We start from the raw sequence: 11,913 nt of genomic DNA, 5'->3' as shown, positions 1-11,913 counted from the left end.
TTATTCGTTTGGCATCCGGGAAATGTCTTTGTGGGCGGTGGCTAGGTAACTTTACTATCACGGAGGAATGTCTGCTGGTAGGTGTTTTTCAGTTTACCTGCAAACAACACCAATTAGATAGCTAGGGGCTTTTTGTGCCCCAGCATTTTCCATTACTACTTGCAAAAGAGTAGTGAGCAATTGCTCTAATTGAATTTCACTGGAGAGAATTTGTGCGGCTTTAAAGATGGTGGCAAAATCGAGGGCTTCCGAAATACTGCTGCTAGAAAGATTTGTGTGGATGGTTTGATGTGGAAATGATGATGCATCGACGGTTGAACTCAATTGAAAGCGATGATGCTGCCCTTGTAAGATGGGAGCCAGGAGTTGAGGATAGCGTTTTTCTAAATCCTCAGTTTTGGCTTTAGCACCCCAACGAGCATAGCAGTAATAAGCTTCTTGCATATAAACTTGGGCGATTTTTTCTTTGCCCCAGTCGAGGTAGAACTTGGCAGCTAGTTCATTACTTAGGGCTTCTTCTTGGATATATTGGTTTTCTTTCGCTAGAGTTATGGCGCGATCGTACAATTCTATTGCTGCTATTTTTTCGCCTAAAACCCGATGGCGTTCTGCTTCCACTAAATCAAATTTGTGCTGAAAATTCATCGGTGCAAAGTTGGCTCGAAACTGCAATTTTTCCTGATTTTCGCCAACCTTTAAGAGTAATTGCTCTTGTTGAGATGGTTCAGCCGTTGGATAGACAGCCAGCCGAGATAAAGAATCGTAGTAGTAGAAAACAAGCACAGATAGCATTCCTGCGCCACCGTTGAGGTATGGCTCTCCCTGATTTCCATTCTCAACTGCTGCCGGAAAATTCTCAAACAAATAATTGAGTGTTAATTTACTTAAGAAAAATATATGGAGTGTTAATTCGTCATTTTCTTTAATGAGCGCAGATAATAGTTGTTCTTCTTGATAATCTTCACCAATGAAGCGCTCTAGATTATCGCTAGATTCGGTTAAATTGTTAATACTTTGGCAGACTATGTTAGACCAATTTAATAAACGCTGATTTTGGACAAAATTAGACTTGTAGGCTTTGATATCTGTTAGCAAGACTTCCAAAACTTCTGTGCCACTTAAATAGACATAGAATAACTTGAAAATCATCGATGCCAGCACATGAAAAAAATCGCCTGTTTCTAATCCAAGACTATGGGATTCCTGTAATAAACTAATTGAGGTGCGAACATGTTGTTTATTAAATTGATTTAATGCACCCACCTTAAATAGAGTCATGCTTTGAACAGATTTTGCTTGAAATCTATCCACAAGCATTAAAGCTAGCTGGCCAAATTCGTAGCCTGACTCGATTTGGTTACAAATATTAAGTACAATTCCAAAATCTGCATATCCTGGTGCAGAAAGTGGTGCATTACCGTATTTAAGAGATAAATTCACCTCTTCGCAAGCAATAATTGGGAACAGATAAGGGGCAGTTTGGTGGATGGCGGGAGCAATGCTAGCCATAATCCGCAAAGCAACCAAAGCTTTGGGATCGTTCATCAATGGCAAATCAACTAAGCCCTGAATACTTCTGCCTGCCAAAGTAGAGAGCGTGTTGACTACATATTGCTGAATGTCTGGAGGTGTTACTGATTCAGGTAATGTTACCCCAAGTTGAGCCAGAAGTTCGCGTCCAGTTGCGATCGCTTTGAATGATTGATTCCGCACCTGATAAGCTTGGAGTTGCACTTCATAAACTTTCACTCTATCTAGTAAGGTGGTTGTTTGTTCGATGACAACCTGAATCAGAGATTCCATCTGCTCAAATTCATTGTTAAGAAAAGCAGCTTCCGCAGCTTCTTCGTATAAACTTCTAGTCAATTCGTAGGCGATTTCCCAACTATTAATCGGTAGCAGCTGCATTCCAGAATATAAGTAATGAATTGCTGCACTATAAGCGGTAGCTTCTTTTGCTTTTCGACCAGCATTCAGATTTAACTGAGCTAATTGTTGACGTTCAGTCGGTTGGGTGATTAACAATATTCCTCGATTTAACTGACTGACAATCTCAAAAATTCGTTCCTCTTGCTGTGATTCAGAGGTATTTTGCAAGAGTAATTGACCAATTTTAAGATGTGTAAATTGTTTCTCTTCACCTGGAATCAGAGAATAGGCAGCTTGCTGCACGCGGTCGTGTAAAAATTTGTAGGTAGGGGTTTGGAAATTGGCGTTGAAGGGGTTGGAGTCAGAATTGTGTCCGCTATCTTGAAAGAATTTATAAACTTCAGTAGTAGGTAAAACTAACCCTTCTTGCAAAGATTTCCATAAAAATGCTGCGGTTTCGGTTTCCGATTGTTCAGAAACAATTGCTAAGGTTAGCAAATCAAAAGAGTTGCCAATACACGCAGCTAATTTCAACACATTTTGCGTTGCTGCTGGCAACTTCTGCAACTGTAGCGCTACGAACTCTACCACATCATCAGTAAGAGCAAGTGCTTTCACAGCAACAATATCGCATTGCCAGTACCCTCGATCGGAATTAAAAGTAATCAGTCTATCTTCATATAATACTTTGATGAATTGCGTTGCAAAAAATGGGTTTCCCTGAGTTTTTTGATATACAAGTTGCGTTAGTGGTTGGGCAATTTCACCTGAACAACTCAACGTATCAACCACCAATTGATTTACACTAGCTTGACTTAACGGAGCTAAAGTAATGCTGTTAATTGTTGCATTAGTTTTGCCAATCTCCGCTAAAGTCAACATCAACTGATGTGCTGTAGATACTTCATTGTCTCGATAAGCCGCAATTAAAAGTAAATATCCACTTCCTGATTCGCTCATCAACAATTGCATCAATTTGAGTGATGCAGAATCAGCCCACTGCAAATCATCGAGAAAAATTACTAATGGATGTTCTTTTGTGGTGAATACCTGAATGAACTTTTGGAAGAGTAAATTGAAGCGATTCTGGGCTGCACTCTGTGAAAGTTCTGTTGCAGGTGGTTGTTGACCAATAATTTGTTGTAGTTCGGGAATTACCTCAAGAATAACTTGCCCCTCATCTCCCAGCACTTGTAAAATTTTACTTTTCCAAGTTGACAATTGGACATCACTTTCACTCAGTAATTGCCCCATTAAGTCTCGAAATGCCTGCACAAAAGCAGAAAAGGGAATATTTCGATTAAATTGGTCAAATTTGCCTTTGATGAAGTAGCCCCGTTGCCGGACAATAGGTTTGTGAACCTCGTTAACTAAAGCAGTTTTACCAATACCAGAAAAACCAGCCACTAGCATTAATTCCGTCTGATTGTTGGTAACGCGTTCAAATGCTTTCAGCAGAGTTTCAACTTCATGCTCGCGCCCATAGAGTTTTTCTGGGATAATGAAGCGATCGCACACATCCCGTTGAGCAACTGAGAAACTTGCAATTTCCCCCGTTTCTTTTAGCTGGTGTAAACAATTTTCTAAATCATATTTCAGCCCAAATGCACTCTGATAGCGGTCTTCGGCATTTTTTGCCATCAGTTTGCTAACAATAGATGAGAGTACAGGCGCAATTTGTGGATTAATCTCATGCACTAAAGGCGGAAGTTTGGCAATATGACAATGTACCAATTCCATCGGGTCGTGCGATTGAAATGGTAATTGCCCTGTTAGTAATTCGTAAAAAGTTACACCCAGAGAATAAAAATCAGTCCGGTAATCAATCCCCCGATTCATTCGTCCAGTTTGCTCTGGAGACAAATAGCCAAGTGTCCCTTCTAATACATTAGGACTCATGAGGCTTTGAGTTTCTCGTGGCAATAAAGATGCAATACTAAAGTCAATTAACTTAACTTCTTTAGTTTCTGGATGAATTAAAATATTGGCAGGTTTAATATCTTTGTGAACGATCCGATAACGAATTAGAATATCTAATGCATTACACAGTGCGATCGCAATTTCTAAAAACTCAATGAGAGCTTGTGGTGTTTCCCCTATTTTCCTATTCTCTCCTCTGTCTTGCCACTGCTTTAGAGAAATTCCCCCAAAGTCTTCCATCACTAACACATAGCCATTCTGATAGGATTCCAGACTATAGGTTTGGATGATTCCAGGTAGATTCAAATTTTTGGCAATGGTGAACTGGTTGCGAAACTGTACCAATTCGCTGAAGCTGGGATAAGCAGTTTTCATCAGCTTAATCACCACACATTTTTGGTCAGTTTCTCGATTAGCGCGATAAACCAAGGTTCGAGAACCGTTGTAGAGTTCTTTGCTAACTTGATATCCGGGAATGCTGACCATACGGCTTAATTCTTGAGACCTCAATATCTAGGTTTCCCAAAAACATAGCAATCTTTACTGTCAGTTAACTTATTTTAAATTGATTGAAATAATTAAAGCTCCCAAATTCTAACTGACTTTGGGAGCTAATAATTTTAAGTTCACCGCGACGCCGTTTTACCTAAGTTTATGACCTGGGTTTATCCAGGTGGGAACCTAAATTCCTCGTTTAAAGTTTCCGGGTACATGCCCGGTATACTGCCACGAGAACAGTTGACTCCCTTGTCATTAAAGGCATAGATCAAAAAACTTGATGGCAGTCACCAACGTCGTAGTGCAACTCACTCATTATAGCTTTTCAAAAGATGTTGTGTGTTCAATATCGAAACTTTCCGATCTATTTACCTGGGATACCAGATAGATTCTATGCTGTGGGCGATGTTGTTGGCGTATGCACCTGCCAATTCTGTATCGTGATTATCCAGTAAAACGGTAACATGCCCTAACTTCCGCCCAGGACGTGATTCTGTCTTTCCATACCAGTGAACGTGCGCTTGGGAAATTTCTGCTATTTGTTGACGCTGGCTTTGGTAGTCGCTGTGAGAATTTTCATACCCCAGTAAGTTGACCATTACAGCACCAGCATACTGCAAAGCCGGATTTCCTAAAGGTAAACCACAAACTGCTCTCAGGTGCTGCTCAAACTGCGAAGTTTCACAAGCGTCAAGGGAAAAATGCCCAGAATTGTGGGTACGGGGTGCAATTTCATTTACCAAAACTTTGCCATCAGCACTCAGGAATAGCTCAATTCCAAAAATGCCTACGACTTCTAGGCTATTTAATAGAGTATGTGCGATCGCTTGGATTTCTGCTACCTGATTAGGCGTAATCTCTGCTGGCGCAATCACTCGCCGACACACTTGTTGTTCTTGTTGGGTTTCCACTACTGGGTAAGTGACAATTTCTCCCTCCACAGAACGAGCTGCAATTATTGCTAATTCTCTTTCAAAGGGGACAAATTCTTCTACCAAGAAAAGTGATTGATTTAAAGTATTTGTTGTGCTTTCATGACTTAGCTTTTGCTCTAAAGTAGCAAAATCCTGAATTATGAAAGTACCTTGACCGTCATAACCATGACGCCGGGATTTCAAAACTACTGGAAAATCTAGATATTCGATTTTTGATTTGAGATTTTCCACCTCGTCAAGGGCGAAAAATTGAGGAACTGGTAAGCCCAAGTCGCGTAAATAGCAACGCTGATGATATTTATCTAAAAGAGGAGCTAAAGCTTCTAATTTGGGACGGAAACAAACGCCTTGCTGTGCTAAACCAGATAAAGCTTGTAGGTTAACAAATTCGTTTTCAAAGGTGATAACATCGCATTTTTGAGCTAATATTTCCGTAGCACTTGCATCATCAACTGGCGCGAAAATAGTTTCCTGAGCGATTGACACAGCCGGGTCGTGAACGCTTGGAGTTTGTACTATTAATTCTACGCCCAGCTTCTGTGCTGCATCCGCCATCATCCAGGCTAGCTGTCCGCCACCAATTACACCAACACGCTTCATTGACATCCTAGAGAATCACGAGTTTGCACGCCTGTTTTGGAATTCACACCACTGGCTTTTTCGCACAGTTCTTTAATTTGCGCTCTATCCAAAATTGCATCTGTAAAATCTGCACCGTCTATATTTACATCATTAAATATGGCGCGGAGCAAAAGAGCTTCTTTGAAAACTGCATCGCTCAAATCTGCCTTAGTCAAGTTTACCTGATCGACCATTGCATTCGTTAAATCCGCTCCGTGGAGATTTGCTTTTGTCATCACCGAAGCGCTCATGACTGCTCCCCGTAAGTCAGCATTTGTAAAGTTAGCCAATTCCATATTGGCGTTAGAAAACTCCGCAGCTTGCAAGCTTTCACCAGAAAAATCACGTCTTGATAGCTCTGCATTGCTAAATGACAGTGGATGAGTCCAGTCTACTGCCACTGCTGGATCGGCCACACACCAGATAATAATTCCGAGAAGGAATGCTAGTGTTTGCCGCCAAAATATATTGAGAGCCAATTTAGTGTATAATCGCCGCATTTAATTACCGCACTTGAATATTAGCAAGACTGGATCGTACTAATTGAGACTCGCAGCCTTGCTACTGGACTTGGAAAACGTGTATTTCCGTTGCTTAATATTTTGTAACGCAAAAAGAGCATAAACTTCTTACTTTCGCAAAATTATCCCTGCTACTTGAGGTAGAGAGTGGCAATCGGCGATCGCACTAAAATTAGATATTCAGAACAATATTTATTAAATACAATAGCGATCGCAATGACTGAGTATAAATTATTTCTCACATCAAGCAAGCTTTAGCAAAATAGAGACGTGGAGCATAATCTATCACTCTTGATGAAGATAAAACTTGAAATTCCTAACTCTAAAGGAATAATTTAGCTGAATAAAGCAATGTTTCCTATGGCCTATGCTTGTTGACTTATTTACAATTATTCATTTGTAGATTTAAATTTTCAAGATATAAAAAGTTTTTTTTGAGCAGTAATACTCATGGAGTTATTTACAATTCTTGACTTTCCCTTTTTCAAGTAAAGTTTGTTGTCTTTTAAATTCAACAGCGCCCATGAACTGTTAGTCTTTTAATTAATGAAAGCAAGGTTTGAGTCGTAATTATATGCGTCTCAATTGCTTAACAAAGCTTAAAGATCGATAATTAGCGTTAACTTTATAGCGATTAGTTAGTTCTTCAGGAATCTCCAAGAGTTTACATTCACCAAGCACAAAACTTCTACAAACCGAACTCTGAAACCCGATGATGAATCATTACTCACTTCAATGGATTGAGGCATGGTGCCAAGAAAATGGCTGGACAGATTTATTTGTTGAGCGACGTAACAACTTCTGGGCTTTCCCTCCGGGTGGGGTAATGCCGGAACCAATTCCAGTTCATGTTCTTAGAGTGATTAAAGCCGAAAAAGGATTGACTTTTGAAGAACGATTGTGGTCAATGTCCGCAGTAACTGGCACAATCCTAGCTGTTATTTTTACCTTTTGGTTTCAGTCGCCAATGCCATTAGTTTTAGCTTTCGCTTTTAACGCCGTTACGGTGGCTCAATTTGAACTTGAAGATGCCTAAATTTTTATGTTGGGCTTTGCTATTAAAAACTGCTCTTGTCTACTTCAGCAAGAGCAGTTTTTAATTTTTAAGAAGAAAGAATTCAGGAGTCAGGTGGTCGCCGAGCGCAGTCGAGGTAAGTCAGAATGGGCTAAACCTTAGCTATCCTAACTTCTGAATTCTGAATTCTTCTTCAATGATTTGTATAGCAGCCTTCTAGTCTATTAGGACATAACAATTAGAAATAACTAATATCTAAGAGCAGCCAGCGGGTAAAGCTACCTTCGCGTGTTTGTTAACGTAGTCCACAAATAATTGCTTCAATCGGGGACTAACGCCAGCGTGTTCAAAGAATCCAAAGCCGAGATTTCTTGCTTTTGCTAAGGTTTCCTCTGGTGTTAATCCTTCCTGGATAGCGATACTCAACAGCGCAATTCCAGTCGATCGCATCCCGGCGGCACAATGCACAACTGCTGGTTTTGGGATTTGTTCGAGTGTCGTGAGGATTTTGGTAATCACCTCTTCATTCAAATTTTTTAGATCCACCTTGAGTGGAACATTTTGATAATACAGCCCCAATGCTTCCGCTACTTTTTGCTCATCCTTAGAAAATCCTAGTTCATCAGGCGATCGCAAATTGAGAACAGACTTAAAACCCTCTTGAATAGCTTGCTCAAGCTGTTTTGGTATGACTTGTCCTGTTGTTGTCAAGTTTTCGTTAATTTGTATGGCGTTGATCACATTCACTCCTTCTAACTTTCTAATGTCTTCCAGCTTGCTAAATACTCTAAAAGAAAAAGCTTTGAGAAGATATTCAAAATAAACACAACAAAATTAGCCAAATATCACAAGATATTGCTTGATTACTTCAAAATTTGTCTTTTGAAGTTGGTTATTTTATTGCTTTATCCATAATATACGGTTTACCGATAGAATTAGTGGTAATTAAAGCTTATTATACTTTTTAACGATAAAATTACCGTAGTTTATATTTCAGGAGTTATACTATTGGGCAAGTTGGGAGAGCAATTGGATTGAGATTTTCGCGAACAAGTGTATAAATAGAACAATTCTTCTTTTTAAACTGGGCAAATGACCCAGAACTAAAGTTTTCATTCATACTGCTTTCCTCCTGCCTCCTGCCTCACTTCGACTACGCTCTGTTACCACCTGCCTGGTTGTTGAGCGTAGTCGAAACACTGCCTTCTGCCCCCTGCCTCCTCTTGTAATCAGAATGCCAGCCCTGAACCTATGAGCGCTAACGAAATATCTCTTCGACCTGCCCAAGAAACAGATGCGTGGGTGCTGAGTGCAATTCATATTGCTGCTATCAAAGCTCTACCTCCAACTTTCTACACCCAAAAAGAACTTTTAGCTTGGCGCAATTACCGCGATAAACCTGATGGTTCAAATATCTTGAAGAGTATGAAAGTGGAAACTTGCTGGGTTGCGATCGAGGGAGATGTTGTTATTGGTTTTGCTAGTTTCATTGTTGATGAACTAATCGGGCTGTATGTCCACCCTAAATATCAAGGTAAAGGTATTGGACGTGCTTTAGTTCAACATTTTTGCGATGAAGCAACTGAGCAAGGTATAGATAAGGTAATTACAACTGCTAGTCTTTATGCTGAAGGGTTTTATTTACGACTAGGATTTACGGCCATTCAAAAAGCACCTCATTATTTAAGAAGTGGGATAGTTGTTCCAGTTACTAAAATGAGTAAAACATTAGCTACCACACTAAAATCAATTTGAGAAGGTAAATATTTTCAATAATTTTAAAAATGTTGGCATCAACACTATTTTCCCCAAATTATCACCACTTTTTCTACATAATCTATGATGAAAGTAAGTACTTGCCAGTATAAATGCATAAAACTATCCGTTCATCAACTCTCACCCGTACACGTTTGATAGAAGCCGCCTTGCAGGTATTTGCCAGTTTAGGTGTTCAAGGAGCAACTACCCGTGAAATAGCTCGTGTTGCTGGTGTGAATGAGGTGACTTTATTTCGCCACTTTGCTAGCAAAGAACAACTTTTGGGAGCAGTAATGAAAAATGCTTTGGCGCTCCAGACAGAAGCCCTTGCACACCCCGAAGCGTGGACACAGGATCTAAAAATTGATTTAAAACAGTATGCCCATCTTTACAATACTATGCTAGAGACGCAGGAAGACTTAATTCGTACCTTCATTGGAGAAGCCAAACGTCATCCAGAGGCAGCCAAACAAGTGATTCAAGAAGCTGCCAAGCCCTTAGCGGAAAAACTGGTAGCTTACCTGCAATCGAGTCAGAAACGAGGCACTGTCAGAGCAGACCTCGATCCATTTCCGGCTGTAGATATGTTCACAGGAATGCTGTTAGCTGGAATGCTATGCCGCAGTGCAAAATTCAATTCCAGCAACTATAGCTGTGAGGACTATATCGAAACCTGTGTAGATATTTTTGTGCGCGGTATCAGTACTATTCCCCTTTAAGGTTGATACAAATAGGCAGAAAGGGGAAACAGTTAGACACAAATTATTGTTTCTGAAGTTTGAATTTTTCTTTAAGTTAAACCGATATAAATACCAGCTTATTTATATACATAAAGATATATGAGAATCTTAAAAGGTAAGGTTGTCAGTGGTTTAGGAAACTTTTCTTACTGGATTGAGAAACTCCAAGAATATTACTTGAGAAAAACCGGAATGAAATTCTTCCCTGGAACTTTAAATATTCAGTTAGATCGACCTTACCATGTCCCAAAAAATGTCATACGTCTGGAAAAGGAAGAATATGGAGGGACTGTTTCTGTGAGCATTGTTACCTGTAAAATATTTGGCAGAGATGCTTTTATCTTAAGAACAGATAAAAATAATACTGAAAGTGGAGATCATCCAAAAACAATTATTGAGATAGCTTGCGATGTGAAACTTCGGGAGTTATATAACCTTAAAGATAATGATTTGATTGAAGTTGAGATTCACGATGTCAGATTTATCTGAATTAAACAATCTGCTTGGAGATGAAGCGTTAATCCATTACGCGAGTGGTCGAGAGCAAGACCGGTTATCAAAAGGTGCAGGTTTGCTGGAATTAGCCCGAAGTCAAGAACTTATTAGCCGCTACCTACCGCCTCCTCCCGCAGTGATTTTCGATGTTGGCGGTGGCGCTGGCGTTTATTCTTTTTGGCTTGCTCAACAAGGCTATGAAGTCCATCTCATTGATGCGGTTCCTTTGCACATAGAGCAAGCCCGACATTTGTCTCAAACTCAACCGGAATATCCTTTAGCTAGTTTGGCAGTTGGAGATGCTCGGCAAGTGAATCGGGCGGATAATAGCGTTGATGCTGTTCTGTTACTTGGGCCTTTGTATCATCTGACCGAGCGCACAGATCGGATTATTGCTTTGCGTGAAGCTCATCGGATCTTAAAAACTGGAGGTTTTGTTTTCGCTGCGGGAGTTTCTCGCTTTGCTTCAACTTTAGATGGATTATTTTGGGGACATTTAGACGATCCAGAGTTTGTAGAGATTGTTAAACAGGATTTGATTGATGGTCAACACCGCAACCCAAACAACCATCCTCGCTACTTTACAAAAACCTTCTTTCATCATCCAGAAGAACTTAGAGCAGAGGTTGAAGAAGCGGGTTTACATTCTGAAAATGTTTTAGCGATTGAAGGGCCAGGCTGGTTATTACAAAACTTTCAGGAACACTGGAATGATGTAGGTCGCCGCGATCGCCTTTTAGAAGCAATTCGTTGGTTAGAAACCGAACCCTCTATACTGGGGATGAGCGCTCACATCATGGCTGTTGCCCGGAAATAGGCGGTATAGAGCGATCGCTACTAACTAAAAGCGCTTGTTGTTTTGCCAGTACTTGTTTATGTAACCAGAGTAATTGTCTATCTTTAATGCCTTCTGCGATTAATCCCTCCACTGTTTTGATCAGATAATCAGCGCAGGAACCCAATTTTCCCGAAGCGGTGGCAATGCTATTAACAATGGTTGTTAATGGTATTTGATGAGCGTACCTGGGATGTTGGCGATTGGCAACAAAAGCGATCGCTGGGAATTCCTGCGTACCGTCAAATACCTTCACCCAACGAGCAATGTAGACACCAGGTAACATCTCTCGTCGCCAAATCAGCAGTAATTCAGATGGGACATCGGCAGCTGCAATGCGATAAATAACTCCACGACAGCTACCGCCCCGATCGAGTCCTAAGAGTAATCCGGGATTATCTGGTGTACCGCGACCGAGGATCATCCATGTACAGAAGCACCGATGCCAACCATAAACGATCCCAGCACGGCGCTCGACGTATGCGATCAGGGGATTCCAAATCAGCGAACCGTAGGCAAATATCCAGATATCAGAATTTGGTGGCTGCTGTTGTAGTGTTTCATCGAGCGATCGCTGTAACTCATCTTCGCTCAAGGTAGTTAGCTTGATTCCAGAGTGTGATGCTTCTAATAGTCTCGTCTGTATGTTTCCGGCTTCGAGGTCGCTACGACTGAGTGACATAATGTAGATTATTTTTTCTGTAAA

10 protein-coding genes and 1 other RNA gene are annotated in these 11,913 nt (G+C 40.6%); 5 read left to right on the top strand and 6 right to left on the bottom strand.

The window, feature by feature from the left end:
- Positions 1-93 precede the first annotated feature (93 nt).
- The 4 genes from AC1F2U_RS26695 to AC1F2U_RS26680 all read right to left on the bottom strand — a co-directional run bounded on the left by AC1F2U_RS26695 (position 94) and on the right by AC1F2U_RS26680 (position 6,343).
- Positions 94-4,275, bottom strand: coding sequence for an ATP-binding protein (locus AC1F2U_RS26695; protein WP_480263844.1), 4,182 nt, complete (start codon positions 4,273-4,275; stop codon positions 94-96).
- 136 nt (positions 4,276-4,411) lie between these two features.
- Positions 4,412-4,595, bottom strand: a non-coding RNA gene (ssrS, locus tag AC1F2U_RS26690) — 6S RNA.
- Positions 4,596-4,655: 60 nt separating this feature from the next.
- Positions 4,656-5,822: a 5-(carboxyamino)imidazole ribonucleotide synthase gene (locus AC1F2U_RS26685; RefSeq protein ID WP_480263845.1), complete on the bottom strand. Its 1,167-nt coding sequence runs from the start codon at positions 5,820-5,822 to the stop codon at positions 4,656-4,658.
- The gene (locus tag AC1F2U_RS26680; protein ID WP_480263842.1) at positions 5,819-6,343 is read right to left on the bottom strand and encodes a pentapeptide repeat-containing protein; all 525 of its coding nucleotides are present in this window, start codon (positions 6,341-6,343) and stop codon (positions 5,819-5,821) included. The genes AC1F2U_RS26685 and AC1F2U_RS26680 overlap by 4 nt, the downstream gene beginning before the upstream one ends.
- A gap of 733 nt (positions 6,344-7,076) precedes the next feature.
- Between AC1F2U_RS26680 and AC1F2U_RS26675 the strand changes: the two genes are divergently transcribed.
- A complete protein-coding gene (locus tag AC1F2U_RS26675) occupies positions 7,077-7,400 on the top strand; it encodes a slr1957 family protein (RefSeq protein ID WP_334895484.1) in 324 nt (107 codons plus the stop codon).
- A 234-nt stretch (positions 7,401-7,634) separates the two neighbouring features.
- On the opposite strand, the gene AC1F2U_RS26670 is transcribed toward AC1F2U_RS26675, so the two are convergent.
- A complete protein-coding gene (locus AC1F2U_RS26670) occupies positions 7,635-8,120 on the bottom strand; it encodes a protein tyrosine phosphatase family protein (protein ID WP_334844780.1) in 486 nt (161 codons plus the stop codon).
- A 510-nt stretch (positions 8,121-8,630) separates the two neighbouring features.
- On the opposite strand from AC1F2U_RS26670, the gene AC1F2U_RS26665 reads away from it, so the two are divergent.
- The 4 genes from AC1F2U_RS26665 to AC1F2U_RS26650 all read left to right on the top strand — a co-directional run bounded on the left by AC1F2U_RS26665 (position 8,631) and on the right by AC1F2U_RS26650 (position 11,189).
- Complete coding sequence (locus AC1F2U_RS26665; protein ID WP_480263841.1) at positions 8,631-9,134, top strand: GNAT family N-acetyltransferase; 504 nt, start codon at positions 8,631-8,633, stop codon at positions 9,132-9,134.
- A gap of 113 nt (positions 9,135-9,247) precedes the next feature.
- On the top strand, positions 9,248-9,856 hold the full coding sequence (locus AC1F2U_RS26660) for a TetR/AcrR family transcriptional regulator (RefSeq protein WP_480263840.1): 609 nt from the start codon (positions 9,248-9,250) through the stop codon (positions 9,854-9,856).
- 120 nt (positions 9,857-9,976) lie between these two features.
- A complete protein-coding gene (locus AC1F2U_RS26655; protein WP_480263839.1) occupies positions 9,977-10,366 on the top strand; it encodes a DUF120 domain-containing protein in 390 nt (129 codons plus the stop codon).
- Positions 10,350-11,189 (top strand): class I SAM-dependent methyltransferase, encoded by an 840-nt coding sequence (locus AC1F2U_RS26650; protein ID WP_480263837.1) that lies wholly within the window; start codon positions 10,350-10,352, stop codon positions 11,187-11,189. The genes AC1F2U_RS26655 and AC1F2U_RS26650 overlap by 17 nt, the downstream gene beginning before the upstream one ends.
- On the opposite strand, the gene AC1F2U_RS26645 is transcribed toward AC1F2U_RS26650, so the two are convergent.
- Positions 11,167-11,889 carry a gamma-glutamylcyclotransferase gene (locus tag AC1F2U_RS26645; protein WP_480263835.1) on the bottom strand — a complete coding sequence of 241 codons (723 nt, stop codon included), beginning with the start codon at positions 11,887-11,889 and terminating at the stop codon, positions 11,167-11,169. The genes AC1F2U_RS26650 and AC1F2U_RS26645 overlap by 23 nt on opposite strands.
- Positions 11,890-11,913 lie beyond the last annotated feature (24 nt).

Source organism: Nostoc sp. LEGE 12454 (genome assembly GCF_056620565.1).
Note: the sequence above shows the minus strand (reverse complement) of the source record. Positions and strands in the feature narration are given on the sequence as shown.

Excerpts from the sequence above, each read along its gene's own strand:
- AC1F2U_RS26650 (WP_480263837.1), top strand. The coding sequence starts at position 10,350 with ATGTCAGATTTATCTGAATTAAACAATCTGCTTGGAGATGAAGCGTTA.
- AC1F2U_RS26655 (WP_480263839.1), top strand. The coding sequence starts at position 9,977 with ATGAGAATCTTAAAAGGTAAGGTTGTCAGTGGTTTAGGAAACTTTTCT.
- AC1F2U_RS26695 (WP_480263844.1), bottom strand. The coding sequence starts at position 4,275 with ATGGTCAGCATTCCCGGATATCAAGTTAGCAAAGAACTCTACAACGGT.
- AC1F2U_RS26680 (WP_480263842.1), bottom strand. The coding sequence starts at position 6,343 with ATGCGGCGATTATACACTAAATTGGCTCTCAATATATTTTGGCGGCAA.
- AC1F2U_RS26665 (WP_480263841.1), top strand. The coding sequence starts at position 8,631 with ATGAGCGCTAACGAAATATCTCTTCGACCTGCCCAAGAAACAGATGCG.
- AC1F2U_RS26685 (WP_480263845.1), bottom strand. The coding sequence starts at position 5,822 with ATGAAGCGTGTTGGTGTAATTGGTGGCGGACAGCTAGCCTGGATGATG.
- AC1F2U_RS26675 (WP_334895484.1), top strand. The coding sequence starts at position 7,077 with ATGATGAATCATTACTCACTTCAATGGATTGAGGCATGGTGCCAAGAA.
- AC1F2U_RS26645 (WP_480263835.1), bottom strand. The coding sequence starts at position 11,889 with ATGTCACTCAGTCGTAGCGACCTCGAAGCCGGAAACATACAGACGAGA.
- AC1F2U_RS26660 (WP_480263840.1), top strand. The coding sequence starts at position 9,248 with ATGCATAAAACTATCCGTTCATCAACTCTCACCCGTACACGTTTGATA.